Consider the following 17,091-nt stretch of genomic DNA (forward strand, 5'->3'; position numbering starts at 1 on the left):
CGCCTAATTTCGACACTATTTTTACGTAATATAGGAGTTAATAAATATTTTAAAAGATTGTTTCATAATAAGTATATATTTGTTATACTCAGTCTGTAATTGGGTTATTTTGGGGATTGACATGACGAAATGGGGTGCTGAATGTTCAAAGATGAGCGAGGAGTTGCTCTACCCATAGTCCTAATGATGGTAACTGTATTAACGATACTTGGGATGACATTACTTGGGGTAAGCGCCAGTCAAGCAGCCCGAACCATGTGGCAAGAGAAGAAAGAACAGGCTTTTTACATAGCCAAATCAGGAGCAGATGCCGTTGCCACGTATATTATAGACAATTATAATCCAGCAACGTTGACTTCAACAGCTATTACGAATTTAAATAACGATTATTTAAAGCAAGATATTAGTTTAGGTAATAACACACAAGGCACCTTCCGCGCAGAGGTTTCAAAGATAGACCCACCTACTCCAAACATCGCTAATATGCCCATCCAAATCATTATTAAATCCACGGCAACAGTTGGTAAAGTAACAAATCAAGTCTCTATAACATTGAATCCAGATGCACCAGTTGTAAATATGGAACATGCAATACTAGTTCGAGATGATATTAAAATTACTCCAGATAATAATCCGAATTCAAACACCAATGTTAATGGTGGTAAGGTAGCCGCAGGTGGCAATATTATAAATTCTAATTTGATTATAAATGCAAATAAACAAAGCAATTATGCAGGTCCGTTTCCGACTAGTCTTCCTTTCCCTAATGGAGCAAGCTGGGGGCCTCCGTTATCAGTAGGAAGTGAAATAAATAAATCAGGATATTATGGGGATTATTCGCTTTCTTCCATGTTTGCAATCAATGTTCCGGATAATAAAGAAATGCATGTCGTTTTTAATAATTTCACCGCTTCGGGAACTGTAATTAATATTGGCGGGTCAGGTAAAGGGATTATACATATATACGCAGATAAAATACTGGGTAACGGTTCCCTTTCAATTTATAACTTATACTCAGCTCACAAAGTAATTCTTCATGTAAAGCAATCCATAGAATTAAAAGGGTCTTTCTTATTACATGGCGTGCTCTTATACGCACCCGATGCTGAATATACAACAGCTACGGGCGCTATAAATCTTACAGGAGCTATGGTTACTAAGAATTTAACGTTGCTTGGAAGTAATGACATCCATTATGATTCCCAAATCGCAAATCTTATCACAGAAACTCGCAAGTTTGTGAGAGTCAAATGGAGTGGCCAGTAGGAGGGGAATCGAATGAATGCTCTAAAGCAAGATAAAGGATTCACACTCATCGAAGTGATTGCCTCATTTGTTCTACTCGCTATTCTGGCCACAGTCATTACTAGTCTTTTCTCGAATGGATTTAGGTCTATTACGAAATTTGGGACTCGAAGTGAGAAGATGCTTGTCGCAAGGCAGAATATAGAAGGAGCTACTTTAGGAACGGATGGAAATATTACGGTTAACAGAATTTCAGGATCGGGGCCTCCTGCAATCAAATTTCATGGTGAGACGGTGAGCGAGCCTATTGCCGGAACCAGCGGGAGTAAAATGACTGTATTTATCTCTACTCCGCCTTTGTGGGCAGCAGCTGTTAATTATACATTGAATGATCACGTGAGATACAACAACAAGAATTACACATGTATTCGTCCCCACATTTCAGATGCAACCAATAAACCTCTGAGCTCTGGCTCACCTTGGGTCGAATATTAATTATAGAGTGTTGGGGGTTTGCTAGAGGTTGATTAAAGTTTCAGATTGGGGGGCATATGCACAACGCTAGGCTTAATCAGAAGGGTGTAACCATCATTGAATTATTAGCAGTAATTGTCCTCCTAACAATCGTCTTAACTTTGGCTTTTTCTGCTACAAGTTTGGTGTCAATGCATATCAACGGGCAAACGAACAAAGTGAACTGCAAGATAATGTGCGGATCGCCTCACATGTTACGACAGAGAAGCTTCGTTTTGCCAGCGATGTTACGTTATTAGCTTCCTGTCCATCTACCTATGCTGCGGGATTTAGCTATATTTGTGTAAACGCAAACGGAAGAAGTGTTGAGCAGTATATTTACAATGGATCGTCTGCACATAACACGGTTGTTATGGTTGCTGAGAATCTCTCCAGTCCAGTAACCTATGGTATCGAGTTTAACAAGGTAAACAATTATCGGCTTTCCTATACGATCAAAGGTCATAAGAATAGTCGTAATTTTGAAGTGAAATCTCAAGTGTCATTGCTGAATATGGAATTGAAAAAGCAAGCCATTATAATAGGTGGAACTACTGCATTTAAAGCAATTGCCTATAAAGTAACTCCTTAATATGGTCACTATGTCTTACCAAAATACAATGAGATCATAGGTGATAAATGATGAACAAGCCTCGAAAGAGAATGGGAGATTTACTCATTGAGTCAGGACTCATCACGAATGAACAATTGCAAACCGCCCTCAAGGAAAAGAAACCACCAAAAATAGGCGAAACGCTTATGCAACTAGGCTATATCTCAGAGCAAAGACTGATTGAGGTACTAGAATTTCAGCTAGGAATTCCCTATGTAAGTCTCTTTAAATACCCCATAGATACGAAATTATTAAACATCGTCTCCAAAGAAACCGCAGAGCGTAACAAGCTAATTCCACTGAAGAAAGAGAATGATAAATTATTTGTGGCGATGGCGGACCCCATGAATTTCTATGCCATTGATGATTTACGTCTATCCACAGGCTTTCAAATCGAAGTCGTTATTTCGACCATGGAAGAAATCCAAAAGGCTATTAATAAATACTATGGCTTAGTAGACAATATGGATGATCTGATAGGTGCTGAGCTGAAGTCTTTCAAAGAAAAAGAAGAAGATAACGCTACGGACGAAAACTCCCCTGTCGTTAAACTCGTTAACCAATTGATTCTGGTAGGCGTCCAACAAAAGGCGAGTGATATTCATATTGACCCTCATGAAACCGAAGTTATCGTGCGCTATAGGTTGATGGAATATTGAGGACGGAGAAAAGATTCCCCAAACATATGCTAAGTGTCATTGTTGCCCGAATTAAAATAGTAGCCAACCTGAATATTACGGAGTTTAGAGTTCCCCAGGATGGTAGAATCAAAATCAATTTGGATTTGAACGTCATTGACCTACGTGTTTCCACACTACCTACAGTTTATGGCGAGAAAATAGTCATGCGTATACTCGATCTTGGTGGTTCCGCAATCGATTTGAAGAGGATGAACCTGCATCCTACAAATTATGATCGGTTTGTTCAAATGATTGAGAAGCCAACTGGAATCGTGCTCATTACGGGACCAACGGGCTCTGGTAAGTCTTCTACGTTATACTCCGCTTTAAGTAGATTGAATTCGCCAGACATTAATATTATTACGGTTGAGGATCCCGTCGAATACCGTCTAGAGGGAGTTAACCAAGTACAAGTAAATACGAGTTCTGGCATGACGTTTGCGAAAGGACTTCGGGCAATTCTGCGGCAAGATCCGAATATTGTCATGGTCGGTGAAATTCGTGATATGGAGACAGCTGAAATTGCAGTACGTGCATCGTTGACTGGTCACCTTGTCTTGAGTACCATCCATACCAATGATGCTATCAGCACAATTACTAGGTTAATTGATATGGGAGTTGAACCTTTCCTTGTGGCCGCATCACTATCGGGAATTGTATCGCAGCGGTTGGTTAGACGAATCTGCCAGGAATGCAAGATTACAGACACCCCCACCGAACGGGAGAAAGAGATTTTCGAGAAGCGAGGTATGCAGATTAATGCTATAGCTCGTGGCAAGGGCTGTGGAACATGTAATATGACCGGCTACAAAGGTCGTATTGCTGTGCATGAGGTATTAGTCATCGACGATGAAATAAGACGTATGATCATGAATAATCGATCGATCGAGGAGATCAAGGATATTGCGGTGAGCAAAGGAACGATTTTTCTAATTGACGATGGATTAATGAAAGTGAAGGAAGGATACACCACCACGGAAGAAGTATTACGCGTAGCAATTAGTGAATAGAGGTGAGTGTGATTTGGAACCATTGGATCAATTATTACGAATGGCTTTTGAGAATAGAGCCTCTGACTTGCACCTCGCCGTGGATGTACCTCCTATGGTGAGAATTAATGGTGAATTGAAGCAGCATGGGGAAGAGAAGCTTGCTCCAGAAGATACGGTAAAGATGGCAAAGAGCATGATGTCTAAGGAGCAATGGGAACAATTTCAGGAGCAGAGGGAACTAGATTTCTCCTTTGGTATCAAGAACTTAACTCGTTTCCGTGTAAACGTATATCATCAACGCTCTCATGTCGGCATTGCACTGCGTCTCATTCCTACGCAAATTCCCGAGCTTGACACACTGCATGTACCTGAGGTTCTAAGGCAGCTTTCCACGAGAGCTCAAGGCTTAATTCTCGTAACAGGACCAACGGGTAGTGGTAAGTCCACAACATTAGCTTCGCTTCTCGATTACATGAATAAGAAAATGCGTAAGCACATTATCACCCTAGAGGACCCGATTGAATATTTGCATAATAATCACTACTCAGTCGTGAATCAACGAGAGATTGGTCATGATTCATCTAGTTTTACAAGCGGACTGAGAGCGGCTTTACGTCAAGATCCAGATATTATTCTGGTCGGCGAATTACGTGACCTAGAGACCATTTCAATTGCGATAACTGCGGCTGAAACCGGACATTTGGTACTCGGAACGCTGCACACACCGAACGCGCCTGCAACAGTTGATCGGATATTGGATGTATTCCCAGCGAATCAACAGGGACAAATTCGTGTTCAGCTTGCTTCCGTTCTTGTGGCTATTATGTCTCAGCGACTATTCCCTACGATTGATAATCGAAGCAGACGTGTCGCAACGGAACTCCTTATTAACAACAATGCCGTTGCCAACTTAATTCGTAACGAGAAAACACATCAAATCTTTAACTTCATGCAAACTGGTAAATCATTTGGGATGCATACGTTAGAAATGTCGATGACCGAATTAATTGAGAAGAAAATTATTACGAGAGAGGTTGCCGCACCATACTTTAGGGAGATGAGTTAATGGCTCAGTTTAATTACATAGGGCGCGACCGATCCGGTAAATCTCGTAAAGGAAAAATTACGAGTTCAGCTAAAAAAGATGCCGTTGTGCAGTTAAGAGAGAAAGGGATTGCGGTTTCTGAAATCATTGAACTTGAAAGTAATATTTTTAATAAAGAGGTTTCTTTATCCATAGGAAGTCCCGTTAAGACACAAGACTTTGTAGTATATCTGAGGCAGTTCTCAACATTGATCGTTGCAGGTATATCAGTAGTTGAAGCAACCAGAATATTAGCGCAGCAAACGGCTAGCAAAGCTTTACGTAAAGCCTTAATGAATGTGGAGGAAGAACTACGTTCAGGCAAGCCATTGTCCGTTGCAGCAGCGGTGCATGAGAAGATCTTTCCACCGATGTTTATCAATTTAGTACAAGCTGGAGAGGCCACTGGTAATTTAGATGAGACATTAGATCGTCTGGCTACCTTTTTCGAAAAACAGCATTATGGTATGCAGAAAGTAAAGTCTGCATTAACCTATCCGATTGCTATCGGCATTGTTGCCATTGTCGTGGTTATTTTCCTATTAACGAATATTGTTCCTACCTTTGCGACGATGTTTGCCCAGTTCGATGCTGAGCTTCCTACGATTACAAAGATCGTTTTAGCTATCAGTAATTGGATGCAGTCCTTTTGGTGGGTCATTATATTACTATTTATAGCATTAATTGTATTAGCTTTAATTATTTTGAAAAACTCATATAGTAAATATTACCTAGATTATGCTATATTAAAAATGCCAATATTCGGAAAATTAGTTCAAAAGTCCGTAATTGCAAGAATGACACGAACGCTCAGCTCACTCTTTAAAAGTTCTGTTCCCATCCTAGAAGCATTAAGCATTGTAGAGAAGGTCGTTATGAACGAGGTAATGATTGGGGTGTTAAGGGAATCTCGTGCTTCACTCGAAAGTGGAAAGTCTCTTTCGGATCCGATGAAGCAACATTGGATCTTCCCACCCATGGTTACCCAGATGATCGCCATTGGCGAGCAGTCGGGTTCTCTAGACTTAATGCTAGAGAAAGTATCAGATTTCTACGAAAAGGAAGTAGATGCGACGGCAGATGCATTAAAGGGCTTGATTGAGCCATTAATGATCATTTTTCTTGCTGGTGTCGTAGGCTTTATCGTACTTTCGATTATCGTACCGATGTTTGATATTTTCAACCACGTTAAATAGGTTATAGTGGCAACATTATAATAGATTAATCATTTATTAGGGGGAATTTATGTGTTGAAGAGGGCAATACAGGCATTAAAGAATGAGAAGGGTTTAACACTGATTGAATTACTAGCGGTTGTAGTCATCTTAGGGATTATTGCTGCGATTGCAATTCCAGCTATTGGGGGAATTATTGAGAACAGTAAGAAGGATGCTACTGCTGCCAACGCTGTTCAAATGATTAATTCCGCAAAAATAGCGGTAGCAGGTGACAATACTGCTAGGCCAACTCCGGGCAATAGTGTGTACATTTCATTAAAATGGTTAGAGCAAAATGGCTACATTGAACCAGTAGCAGATCCAGATCGTGGTAATTATACGCGCGAAGGTGCTGCTGGGAATACTACTGATGCAACTGTACCAAGTGCTACCGCTATAACTGCTTACTCAGCGGTACGAGTAACTGCTACGTCAACAGGAAGTATGACTTATGGAGTTCATCTTCTTAGTCCCACAAGAAGTATAGGGTCTGGAACAGGAACAGGGACAGGAGCAGCAGCAGCCTTCGTACTAGAGTCTGATGTGAATCGCGCTTCAGTAGCGAAAGTTACACCAACAACACCTTAGCCAACAACCTAAAAGAAATACAACTGGTTATACGCAGTTGTATTGTTGAGAAAAATATTATTCTTATAACAACGATAAATGAATATTATTATGCCAATATTGTAACTCGGGGAACTGTTCACAATTAAAAACTCCCCCTCTTGGGGGAGTTCTATTTTTAACAAGGGGATGAACCATGGCTACGTTTTATTACATCTATGCTGCAGTGATAGGTTTGTTTCTAGGTTCATTCTTTAACGTTGTAGGTTTACGAGTTCCTAAAGGTGAATCGATTATTCGACCACGCTCTCATTGTCCGAAGTGTCAACACACATTAGGAGCAGGAGAACTGGTCCCTTTTTTTTCTTATATTTTCTTGAAGGGATCATGTAGAAGCTGTGGTACTAAAATATCTCCTGTATATCCCGTAACTGAAATAGCTACATCACTGCTATTCTTGGTTACCGCCTGGTTGATGGGTTGGTCGCCGGAATTGATTATTGCATGGACCCTGGCGTCTCTGCTTATGATGATCGTTATCACAGATATCCACTACATGGTCATTCCTAATAAAATTTTAATTGTTTTTGCAATGATTTTCGTTGTAGAGCGGTTATTCATTCCCTTAAATCCTTGGTGGAACATGTTCATCGGTGCTGCCACTGGATTCATGATGCTTCTACTGATCGCTTTGGTTAGCAAGAATGGCATGGGCGGAGGAGACATTAAATTATTTGCTGTTTTGGGCTTGGTTTTAGGGTGGAAAGGGGTTTTACTCGCGTTCTTGTTCTCAGCGTTTTATGGAACGATCATTGGAGGGGGCGGTATAATTCTCGGAAAGGTTCGCAGAGGACAGCCCATGCCTTTTGGTCCAGCTATTGCGCTGGGTACAATGACGGTTTATTTATGGGGGGACGCTTTTATTGAGTGGTATTACCAGTTCTTTTTGAACTAGTGGAGGAGACAATATGATAGCAAGTAGAGCCAATAAAAGAGCGAGCAAAGATCATAAAACAAGTAAAGATCATAAAATAAGTAATGTAGTATCCCCAAAGAAGAAAATGATTAGCCTGGTTCTAAAGGACCATGTGATTCGCTATATTGATTCGAAGAGACCACATTTGCATGGAGTAACGGCGTTCGGTGAGCATTTTCTAGAATCAGGAATTATTCAAGAAGGCAAAATTATTGACGCTGCCAGGTTAGCATCCATTCTGAAAGAATGTATTCGTAAATGGAAAATTCAGAATAGAGAAGTACAGTTTCTTGTTCCTGATTCAGTTATTATCGTTCGGAAGGTGGATATTCCACTGGAAGTGAAGGATGAAGAAATTAAAGGACATCTGTACCTTGAACTAGGGACAAGCCTCCATTTGCCATTTGATAACCCTATATTTGACGTAGATTTTCTGGAAGAGAAGGAAGACAAGAAGGAAATTCTATTATTTGCAGCGCCTGAGCAGGTCGTTAACGAGTATGCACAAATATTGAAGAGTGTGGGCTTGAAGCCGATAGCAGCGGACGTATCTTCCTTAGCGATCTATCGATTATTCTATAAGGTTTACGGTGATTCAGAAACTACCAGTCCCGAAGGAGCTACGACGCTTTCGATTCAGTTCAACCTTCAAGACGTGACAGTCAGTATCATTAACCATCATAAATTATTACTGGTTCGTCAATTTAAAATGAATCTAGCTATTGAAAACTGGGAACATGGAACGGATCGAGATGGGACATCGATACCAAGTTGGGTCGGAGATGAAGACTACCTAAAATATGAAGTTAACGTCATGATGAGTGAGATTGAGCGTGTGATTAACTTTTACAGTTCCCTAATTAATCATCAAAATGATGGAATTGAAACCTTTTTATTAACAGGGGATTATCCGTATCTCGAAGATATTGCGAGTGATTTAGAGAGAACCTTCGGCAAAACTCCATTAACGTTTCATAATGAACTATTTGATACGCAGTCTAAGGAACTCATTATACCTAAATACTACTTAACGTTAGGCCTCTCCTTAAAGGGGGGCGTGTAATGCTTAGTAATATTAATCTACTCCCCCAAAGAGAGAAGCGAAGTATCTTCTTCGTTATTGTATTGGTCGCCATATTGTTAATTGGGTTAGTTGGCGGTGGTGTACTCTTTTTACAGTACCAGTCTTTGCTAAAGGAACAAGATCGAAAAGAGTCTGAAATGAAGACGATTACAAAATTGATTGAGATGGAAACAGCAAGCCTTTTACAGGCAGCTACCATTTCTGAGGTTGGAAAATATGAGTTACTCGTGAACACATTAGTAGAATTGCCCATTCAAACGGCTACAATTCTTGACGATATGACAGCGGCATTACCCCAAAGTGGATTTTTCAAATCATACAATTACCAGGATACAGGGACAATTGAGGTTATGGCAGAATTCGGTAGCCTAGAGGATACAGCGCAATATCTCCATCATTTATCCTATGCAGACTGGGTACAGAAGGTAGAAATCATTTCAATAGCAAGGCAGGAGAATGGAAGCCAGGGACTCTACGAGGCACATACGCTATCCACCTTAAGAGAGATGCTTTCTTGAGAGCGAAAGGAGACGGAGTGAAGTGAACGCCAAACAAATTAAAATCTTCGTCTTAGTCGCGTTGGGTTTTCTGATCATGTCTGGGCTGCTTCTGTTCTACTTTAATAGCATCAGTCCTACTCAGAAAAAAGTGGATGACTTAGAGGACAAACTTAAAACAAATAAGAAAGCATTAGATCTATTACAAGAGCAGGCTAATCTACAACAGGCTAACAAGGTTGATACCTTGGAATTACAGCGCCTCGTTCCAATCGATCCTTTTGTAGATCAGTTACTTCTGGATTTGAAGGGACAGGAGCTGTCTACTAAAAGTGTCATGAGTAACCTGGGAATCAGCTATTCCAAGACAGCACTTAGTGAGTTGCTTCCAGTAATTGAAACGCAGAATGCTGAAACGGGTGCGGCTACGCCAGCTGCAGTTCCGGTTGCTGCTCAAGGAACCGAACCCGGAGCGCCGGAAGTGAGCAAAGTGGTCTTAGGGATGACGGTGAAATCTCCAACGTATAGTGATTTTAAAAATTTTATTCTAGGCATTGAAGGCTTGGAACGGATAGTCAAGATCGATTCTCTTACAATGACGGATGAAGACACTTATAATATATCCATTTCAATATACTATGCGCCTGATTTTAACAGCATTAAGGAACGACTGCCGAAGGCTAATTTCCCTGCTCCAAGTGGAAAAACAATACCTATTAAGGAAAACAAAGCGGTCATTGAAAACAGGGTGCCTAGCGAAAACAAAGTAATTGATGAAAACAAAGTTTTAAATGATAAGACAGGAACTTGAACTTGAGAGAGTAGGTGAACTTAGGATGTCATATCGTATTCTTATCGTTGATGATACTAAATTTTTGCGGTTGATGTTGACGGATATTTTAAGCAAATCGGGCTATGAAGTAGTTGGTCAAGCAGAGAATGGTTTAATCGGGGTTGAGATGTTCAAAGAGCTAAAACCGGATATTGTCATTATGGATATCACGATGCCTGAGATGGATGGAATTACAGCGTTAAAGGAGATTAGAGCATTTGATTCGAGGTCCGTGGTGCTAATATGTTCTGCGATGAGTCAACGAGATTTGATCTCCAAAGCATTAAAAGCGGGTGCGAATAACTATGTGACCAAGCCTTTTGAGCCGGAACGCGTAAATGAAATTATTCAAGAGGTTCTGCCATTAGTGGATAAGAACAAACTGGATGAACTGCACGAAGTTGAGAGTAACCGTATCCATGAACTCAACCGAATGAATGAGCTTAATTATCAGAAAGAACTCAATCATCAGATTGAACTTAAACATATAAATGAGGTCAAGCGGGACAATGAGATCGATCAAACTAAAGTGATACCTAAAAATCAGGACGAAGAATTGATCATTAATTTTGTAATGGAAGAAGATTTAATCGAAGAATTACTAGTTAAAGATGAGGTTGTTGAAGAAGTTGCGATCGAGGATGAATCAGAAACAAGTGAACAGGGAGAGCCGGAGATTGTAAGCCAACAGATTGTTCAGGCGGAGCCGAGAGAAGAATTTGGCTCGCTTTTGCAGAATGATGATGCCTCTAGGGACGATTTTAAGTTTAATACTGCAGAAGAAGTAGCTGCCACTATATTAGATCAAGAAATTGAAAAGATCGATGAAGAATTAACAGTAGAAGTTAAAGGGAATTCGGATAAAGTACTAGATATTACATCCGAGAGAGCAACAGAAATTGAAAAAAGTAATCATGAGGACGAAGTCATTGAAACGGAAAATATAACCGACGAGGCTGAATTAGATGCTGATGAAATTGCAGCTGAAGAAGCAATTGAAGAGAACGAAGCTGTGAATGCAGAAGCTCAATCACATGATGATTGGCTGGATGATTTTATAACATCAAATACAAAAAAGTCGGGGGATTCTACGATGTCGGGATATCAACAAACTATGGAGAAGAACAAAGAAGGACAAGCAGACCAAAATAAAGAAATTGTTCCCGTTGATAGCACTCACAATCAGCTTGAAATCAAAAGAAAAAGTATGAGAAATTTTGCGAGTAGTTTCATGTGTAAATGGACAGAGCAAATCGACGATAAAGAGGTTAATTATATAATCGTGTATAGCGAATATGACAAGTCCATTCGATTTGATAAGACATCATCTGATGATACAAGAGAGAGTCTTCAGTTATCTTTAGACGGATTTTCATTTATTATTGATTGGTTAGAACAGAAAGGTGTTAAATTCGAAAGATTTATATAACGTTAAAGGAAAATTCAAAGTTAAGGAGGGCGTTCATTATCATAAAGAATTTCAGGCATTTAACTTTGTGTGATTCTTACCAACATTCACAGATTATAGATATGAAAAATGCGCAGCAAATCTTCGATAAAATTGTAACGGTCTATGGAAATAGAAAAGATATATATGATCGCTACAGCAAAAAGAATATGTTCCAAGCGATGCAGAAAATTGGTGATGATACGTTATTGATTGTTGTGAGTATAAACAGCGATTGGTGGAGTCCTTGGAAAGGGTCTGTTACCGAAGACGTTTATTATTATAAAGAAGATTAAAATGAAGAAGTGGGCCTTCCTAACTATGGAAGATGCGCACTTCTTTTTTTGTCGGGATCAAAGGATAGAGAAGGCTGTCGAACATTACAATTTTACGAATGATTAGGAAGTTACTTTATATTAATCCACGATTAAGATTTCTTGAATTAGTTGAATAGACATCTAGAATACCCCGTAGAATTAGCTATAATAATGTGTAATAACCTCACTAATATTCATTCCTCTATGTGCTCCTTTCATGTTATACAACTATTTAGAAAAAAGCTTCTGAAGTATTCTCATCTCAATACGTAGCCTATTCGTACTAGTAAACCAACTCCATTGGAAGTCTAACTATGTTTTAAATTCAGCCCCTGTGGGCTGAGTTTAATAGCCGCGTCTTAATTTAGACAAGGCATAAATATAATAAGATTGGGGTGTATTATGAAAGCGCTTCAAAAATTCTTTGCTCAGAAGTGGTTTATCTATGTGGTATGCACAGCTATCATTTTTTCATCTTACTCTTTTGCGGGTCTAGCGATGGCCCAAACATCTGACATCAAGGGACACTGGGCGGAGAAACAGCTAGAGGAGTGGCAAAATAAAGGGCTTCTGCATGGGTTCTCGGATGGTTCTTTAAGACCAAATTCGAGTATTACACGCGCAGAACTTGCAGCTCTGATGAACAGGTACTTTAAATTTACGGTTCAGAAGGAGATCCAATTCACTGATCTAGTCAAGAATCAATGGCAGTATCCGGAGCTTGCAAGGCAGCACAAGCTGGCTATATCGAAGGATACAGCGATGGAACAATTCGTCCTGATAAGCAGGTGAGTCGACAAGAAGTAGCTGTAATGCTTGCAAATGTTATCAAAGCAAGTGCAGCAGCCGAAAGTGACAAAAGCAGCTTTAGAGATGAAGCAGATATTGCTGCATGGAGTAAGAATGCGGTTAGGACGTTGGTCGCTAAAGGTTTAATTAGTGGCTACAAAGACGGTACTTTCCGTCCTCAAGCAAGTTTAACTCGTGCAGAGGCAGTTATCCTGCTAAGTCGAGTTCCCAATGCACAGAGTACTGTCTACGATAAAGCAGGAACTTACGGCCCAGCCACAGGCATGGATATGGTAATGGGTGACGTAATCATTAACGTCGCAGGCGTTACGTTACAGAATACAATGGTTCATGGTAATTTAGTGCTTGGTAAGGACATCGCTAGTGGGGATGTTACCTTAAAGAATGTAAAGGTAGAAGGAACAACGACAGTTAGTGGCGGTGGGGAGAAATCAATTCATTTGTTGGATACCACACTCGGTAAACTCGTTGTAAATAGAGAAAATGGTGTTGTCCGTATTGTTGCGGAATTAGCGTCTTCAATTCAAGATACAACCGTATTGTCCGCTGCAATTCTGGAGGAGAGCAGTAATCTGACAGGAGCAGGATTTATCAATGTTCTGTTGTCTAAGGGATTGAATTCTACTCTAAGCGGAACCTTTAAAGATCTCAAGATTGAAGCCACAAACATGAAGATTGAGATCCTGAAAGGATCTGTAGAATCTGTAACTGTTGATGGAAGTGGCAATACAATCACCTTGAGTAAGGATGCTAGTATTGTGAAGCTAGTGGTTAACGCATTAATAAAGTTATTAGGTAGTGGTAAGGTATCGACTGCAACAATTAATGAAGGTGGTAAAGGTTCATCCTTTGAGGTTGCGCCAACTAAAGTGGATGGTCCACAAAGTGGGTCCATCAAGGGCAATTCGACAGGAGGTTCTGGTGGTGGATCGAATACGGGTGGTGGAAGCAGCGGTGGCGGTGGTAGTACAGGTGGCGGTACTGGCGGAAATCCTGATACGTCCATTCCAGCAGCACCAAGCGTTATCGGAGTATCGGAAGGGCAAACATACACATCTGGCGTACTCCCTAACTGGACAGATGCTGTAGGTACAACAAGCACGGCAACGTTAAACGGAGCTGCCTATATTAAGGGTAACGGTATCACTGAAGCGGGTGAGTACACGTTAGTTGTTACAGCTCTCAAGACTTCAACGGGAAAGACGTCAAAAACAACGGTTAAATTCAAGGTTGACCCTGCCGTTAAACTCATTGGCTATGTAAATGGTGAGACGAAATGGTCTGAGGCGAAAGCGATCGATGCTACCAAGCTGACGCATATTGATTACGCTTTCACTCATATTTTAGATAACAAGCTTGTGCCCGTTGAAGGCAATTTTTATAAAGATAACTATGCCTATATGAAAAACTTGAAGAAGCAGAACCCAAATCTTAAAATTCTGAATTCCGTAGGTGGATGGGCAGCGAATGGGTTCTCGGATGCGGCATTCACGCCTGAAACACGCGAAGTATTTGTGAAGAGTATCATTGATTATATTGTTAAATATGATCTGGATGGCATCGACTTAGATTGGGAATATCCAACGCAAACAGCGGGGGATACCAAGGGAAGACCGGAAGACAAACAGAATTTCACATTGCTATTGAAATTGCTTCGGGAAAAGTTAAATGCACTAGGTCTAGAGCACAACAAGTATTATGAGCTCTCAATTGCAGCTGGAGCAGGTCCAAACTATCTAGCTGGTGTTGAAATCGAGAAGATTGTGCCACTCCTAGATAACATTAATATTATGACGTATGATCTCGCAGGCGGTTGGGTTCCTTATGCAGCCCACCACACGAATTTATATGGCAATATTAGTGTTGACTGGAGTGTAAATCTTTACTTAAAAGGTAAGGTACCTGCTAACAAAATCGTCATTGGCGCAGCCTTCTACAGCCACATGTGGATGGATGTTACATCCAAGGAGAATGGTGGATTAGGTCAACCTGCTACAGGTTCCGGGAATACACCAACGTATAATGAAATTCTCGCGAAGTATAACGCAGCAAATGGATACAAGCGGTATTGGGATGATGCGGCGAAAGCGCCATATCGTTTCAATGGAAGCACGTTCATATCGTATGATGATCCACAGTCTGTACACGAAAAAGCGAAGTATGTACTCGACAAGAAGCTCGGCGGAGCGATGTTCTGGGAATACAGCAATGACAGTACAGGCACACTGCTGAATTCGTTAGCGAATGGACTTCAAGGTCTTCCATATGTACCAGGCCCTGAAGAGCCAAATCCAGATAACACCGTACCTGCTGTACCAAGTGTTTCTGGAGTATCCGAAGGACAAACTTACACTTCCGGTGTTCTTCCAAACTGGACGGATGAAGTAGGTACAACAAGCACGGCAACGTTAAACGGAGCTGCCTATATTAAGGGAAATGGTATCACTGAAGCGGGTGAGTACACGTTAGTTGTTACAGCTCTGCATAGTGTGAGCGGGAAGACGTCGAAGGCAACGGTTAAATTTAAGGTTGACCCTGCCGTTAAGCTCATCGGCTACGTAAATGGTGAGACGAAATGGTCTGAGGCGAAAGCGATAGATGCTACCAAGCTGACGCATATTGATTACGCTTTCACTCATATTTTAGATAACAAGCTTGTGCCCGTTGAAGGTAATTTTTATAAAGATAACTATGCCTATATGAAAAACTTGAAGAAGCAGAACCCAAACCTCAAAATTCTAAATTCCGTAGGTGGATGGGCAGCGAATGGATTCTCGGATGCGGCATTCACGCCAGAAACACGCGAAATATTTACGAAGAGTATCATCGATTATATTGTTAAATATGATCTGGACGGTATCGACTTAGATTGGGAATATCCAACGCAAACAGCGGGGGATACCAAGGGAAGACCGGAAGACAAACAGAATTTCACATTGCTATTGAAATTGCTTCGGGAAAAGTTAAATGCACTAGGTCTAGAGCACAACAAGTATTATGAGTTATCGATTGCAGCTGGAGCAGGTCCAAACTATCTAGCAGGCGTTGAAATTGAGAAGATTGCGCCACTCCTAGATAATATTAATATTATGACCTATGATCTCGCAGGCGGTTGGGTTCCTTATGCAGCCCACCACACGAATTTATATGGCAATATTAGTGTGGACTGGAGTGTAAACCTTTTCCTAAAAGGTAAGGTACCTGCTAATAAAATCATCATTGGGGCTGCATTCTACAGCCACATGTGGACGGATGTTACATCCAAGGAGAATGGTGGATTAGGCCAACCTGCTACAGGTTCCGGGAATACGCCAACGTATAATGAAATTCTCGCGAAGTATAACGCAGCAAATGGATACAAGCGGTATTGGGATGATGCGGCGAAAGCGCCATATCGTTTCAATGGAAGCACGTTCATATCGTATGATGATCCACAGTCTGTACACGAAAAAGCGAAGTATGTACTCGACAAGAAGCTCGGTGGTGCGATGTTCTGGGAGTACAGCAATGACAGTACAGGCACACTGCTGAATTCGTTAGCGAATGGACTTCAAGGTAAACCGTATGTACCAGGTCCAGAGGAACCAAACCCAGATAACACGGTGCCTGCTGTACCTAGCGTTACAGGCGTATCCGAAGGTCAAACGTACACTTCCGGTGTACTTCCGAATTGGACGGATGAAGTAGGTACGACAAGCACGGCGACGTTGAATGGAGCTGCCTATATTAAGGGCCAAGGAATCACCGAGGCGGGCGAATATACGCTTGTTGTTACGGCGCTGCACAATGTAAGTGGGAAGACGTCAAAAACAACGGTTAAATTCACTGTTGATCCTGCGGTTAAGTTGATTGGGTATGTAAATGGTGAGAATCAATGGTCTGAGGCGAAAGCGATTGATGCTACAAAGCTCACACATATTGATTACGCTTTCACTCATATTTCCAATAACCAGCTTGTGCCAGTTGAAGGTAATTTCTATGAGGCAAACTATGCTTATATGAAAAACCTGAAGAAGCAGAATCCAAATCTTAAAATTCTGAATTCGGTAGGCGGATGGGCAGCCGATGGTTTCTCAGATGCGGCATTAACGGCTGAATCTCGCGATACCTTTACGAAGAGTATCATCGATTATATTGTTCAATATGATTTGGACGGCATCGATCTGGACTGGGAATATCCTACGCAGACTGCTGGAGATACATTGGGAAGACCGGTT

General features: G+C 41.0%; 14 protein-coding genes and 2 pseudogenes. All 16 read left to right on the plus strand.

Annotated elements, in window-relative coordinates; all coding sequences use genetic code 11:
- Nucleotides 1-255: 255 nt before the first annotated feature.
- Nucleotides 256-1,266 carry a DUF7305 domain-containing protein gene (locus JCM16418_RS15315; protein ID WP_158442438.1) on the plus strand — a complete coding sequence of 337 codons (1,011 nt, stop codon included), beginning with the start codon at nucleotides 256-258 and terminating at the stop codon, nucleotides 1,264-1,266.
- Nucleotides 1,267-1,278: 12 nt separating this feature from the next.
- Nucleotides 1,279-1,740 (plus strand): carbohydrate-binding protein, encoded by a 462-nt coding sequence (locus JCM16418_RS15320; RefSeq protein WP_036650534.1) that lies wholly within the window; start codon nucleotides 1,279-1,281, stop codon nucleotides 1,738-1,740.
- 56 nt (nucleotides 1,741-1,796) lie between these two features.
- The gene (locus JCM16418_RS26930) at nucleotides 1,797-2,018 is read left to right on the plus strand and encodes a pilus assembly FimT family protein (RefSeq protein WP_081765464.1); all 222 of its coding nucleotides are present in this window, start codon (nucleotides 1,797-1,799) and stop codon (nucleotides 2,016-2,018) included.
- Nucleotides 1,955-2,350, plus strand: a complete 396-nt coding sequence (locus JCM16418_RS24715; protein ID WP_036650536.1) for a hypothetical protein — start codon at nucleotides 1,955-1,957, stop codon at nucleotides 2,348-2,350. Before JCM16418_RS26930 ends, JCM16418_RS24715 begins: the two co-directional genes overlap by 64 nt.
- Nucleotides 2,351-2,400: 50 nt before the next feature.
- Nucleotides 2,401-4,061 (plus strand): annotated as a pseudogene (locus tag JCM16418_RS15330) (GspE/PulE family protein).
- 13 nt (nucleotides 4,062-4,074) lie between these two features.
- Entirely contained in the window at nucleotides 4,075-5,109 is a 1,035-nt protein-coding gene (locus JCM16418_RS15335; protein WP_256203060.1) for a type IV pilus twitching motility protein PilT, read from the plus strand.
- Nucleotides 5,109-6,323 carry a type II secretion system F family protein gene (locus JCM16418_RS15340; protein ID WP_036650538.1) on the plus strand — a complete coding sequence of 405 codons (1,215 nt, stop codon included), beginning with the start codon at nucleotides 5,109-5,111 and terminating at the stop codon, nucleotides 6,321-6,323. Before JCM16418_RS15335 ends, JCM16418_RS15340 begins: the two co-directional genes overlap by 1 nt.
- Before the next feature lie 51 nt (nucleotides 6,324-6,374).
- Nucleotides 6,375-6,932, plus strand: a complete 558-nt coding sequence (locus tag JCM16418_RS15345) for a prepilin-type N-terminal cleavage/methylation domain-containing protein (RefSeq protein ID WP_036650540.1) — start codon at nucleotides 6,375-6,377, stop codon at nucleotides 6,930-6,932.
- Between the two features lie 175 nt (nucleotides 6,933-7,107).
- Nucleotides 7,108-7,866 carry a prepilin peptidase gene (locus tag JCM16418_RS15350; RefSeq protein WP_036650542.1) on the plus strand — a complete coding sequence of 253 codons (759 nt, stop codon included), beginning with the start codon at nucleotides 7,108-7,110 and terminating at the stop codon, nucleotides 7,864-7,866.
- Between the two features lie 13 nt (nucleotides 7,867-7,879).
- Nucleotides 7,880-8,950, plus strand: coding sequence for a type IV pilus biogenesis protein PilM (gene pilM, locus JCM16418_RS15355; protein WP_052020344.1), 1,071 nt, complete (start codon nucleotides 7,880-7,882; stop codon nucleotides 8,948-8,950).
- On the plus strand, nucleotides 8,950-9,489 hold the full coding sequence (locus JCM16418_RS15360; RefSeq protein ID WP_036650544.1) for a PilN domain-containing protein: 540 nt from the start codon (nucleotides 8,950-8,952) through the stop codon (nucleotides 9,487-9,489). The genes pilM and JCM16418_RS15360 overlap by 1 nt, the downstream gene beginning before the upstream one ends.
- A 22-nt stretch (nucleotides 9,490-9,511) precedes the next feature.
- Nucleotides 9,512-10,279, plus strand: coding sequence for a hypothetical protein (locus tag JCM16418_RS15365; protein WP_036650550.1), 768 nt, complete (start codon nucleotides 9,512-9,514; stop codon nucleotides 10,277-10,279).
- 25 nt (nucleotides 10,280-10,304) lie between these two features.
- Nucleotides 10,305-10,661, plus strand: a pseudogene (locus tag JCM16418_RS25965) (response regulator); the annotation flags it as partial.
- Between the two features lie 1,133 nt (nucleotides 10,662-11,794).
- Complete coding sequence (locus tag JCM16418_RS15375) at nucleotides 11,795-12,043, plus strand: hypothetical protein (RefSeq protein WP_036650551.1); 249 nt, start codon at nucleotides 11,795-11,797, stop codon at nucleotides 12,041-12,043.
- A gap of 423 nt (nucleotides 12,044-12,466) precedes the next feature.
- Nucleotides 12,467-12,856 carry an S-layer homology domain-containing protein gene (locus JCM16418_RS25970; protein ID WP_052020347.1) on the plus strand — a complete coding sequence of 130 codons (390 nt, stop codon included), beginning with the start codon at nucleotides 12,467-12,469 and terminating at the stop codon, nucleotides 12,854-12,856.
- Nucleotides 12,769-17,091, plus strand: a 4,323-nt coding sequence (locus JCM16418_RS23850) for a glycosyl hydrolase family 18 protein (protein WP_242403860.1), incomplete at its 3' end; no start/stop codon positions are given. The genes JCM16418_RS25970 and JCM16418_RS23850, both read left to right, overlap by 88 nt.

Source organism: Paenibacillus pini JCM 16418, from assembly GCF_000576305.1.
Lineage (GTDB): Bacteria > Bacillota > Bacilli > Paenibacillales > Paenibacillaceae > Paenibacillus_AQ > Paenibacillus_AQ pini.

Bases quoted from the DNA above. Each gene is read 5' to 3' on its own strand.
- JCM16418_RS15315 (WP_158442438.1), top strand. From the start codon at position 256: ATGTGGCAAGAGAAGAAAGAACAGGCTTTTTACATAGCCAAATCAGGA.
- pilM (WP_052020344.1), top strand. From the start codon at position 7,880: ATGATAGCAAGTAGAGCCAATAAAAGAGCGAGCAAAGATCATAAAACA.
- JCM16418_RS25970 (WP_052020347.1), top strand. From the start codon at position 12,467: ATGAAAGCGCTTCAAAAATTCTTTGCTCAGAAGTGGTTTATCTATGTG.
- JCM16418_RS15320 (WP_036650534.1), top strand. From the start codon at position 1,279: ATGAATGCTCTAAAGCAAGATAAAGGATTCACACTCATCGAAGTGATT.
- JCM16418_RS26930 (WP_081765464.1), top strand. From the start codon at position 1,797: ATGCACAACGCTAGGCTTAATCAGAAGGGTGTAACCATCATTGAATTA.
- JCM16418_RS15350 (WP_036650542.1), top strand. From the start codon at position 7,108: ATGGCTACGTTTTATTACATCTATGCTGCAGTGATAGGTTTGTTTCTA.
- JCM16418_RS15340 (WP_036650538.1), top strand. From the start codon at position 5,109: ATGGCTCAGTTTAATTACATAGGGCGCGACCGATCCGGTAAATCTCGT.
- JCM16418_RS15360 (WP_036650544.1), top strand. From the start codon at position 8,950: ATGCTTAGTAATATTAATCTACTCCCCCAAAGAGAGAAGCGAAGTATC.